The following is a 395-nucleotide window of genomic DNA, read 5'->3' as shown; positions in this document are numbered from 1 at the left end:
CGGCGGGCTGCCAGCCGCGCAGGACCGGCTCCAGGTCCGCCCAGTCCCGCAGCGCCGCACCCACGTCGGCATAGCGCGCCAGGAGCGGATGGTGTCGTACCCGTCCCTCGGTGTCAGCGACGGCGACGAACGGTGCGGCTCCCTCGTCCTTGGGGCGGCAGGTCACCAGGCTCCATACGGACATACGAACTCCCGAGCTCGATAATTGGCCGTCCTAATATCGGCAGAGCTGGCGTCATTGCCTTGTCGGGCGGCTCTTGGGGTCCACAGTGCATACAGTTTCGAGCCCAGTCAATAGGTCGACCAAGGGTTGACTTCGATCCTCGAAAGTGCACACAGTTTGGTCGTGGGCCGCCTGCCTGGACGAGGCACGGCGAGGACTCGACCGACCCGAT

Annotated in this window: 1 pseudogene; it reads right to left on the bottom strand. The window is 65.6% G+C overall.

The features are described 5' to 3' along the window. Window positions 1–184, bottom strand: a pseudogene (locus BEK98_RS46595) (fumarylacetoacetate hydrolase family protein); the annotation flags it as partial. Between the last annotated feature and the right edge of the window lie 211 nt (window positions 185–395).

It is taken from the genome of Streptomyces diastatochromogenes (assembly GCF_002242805.1).
Classification (GTDB): Bacteria; Actinomycetota; Actinomycetes; order Streptomycetales; family Streptomycetaceae; genus Streptomyces; species Streptomyces diastatochromogenes.
Note: the sequence above shows the minus strand (reverse complement) of the source record. Positions and strands in the feature narration are given on the sequence as shown.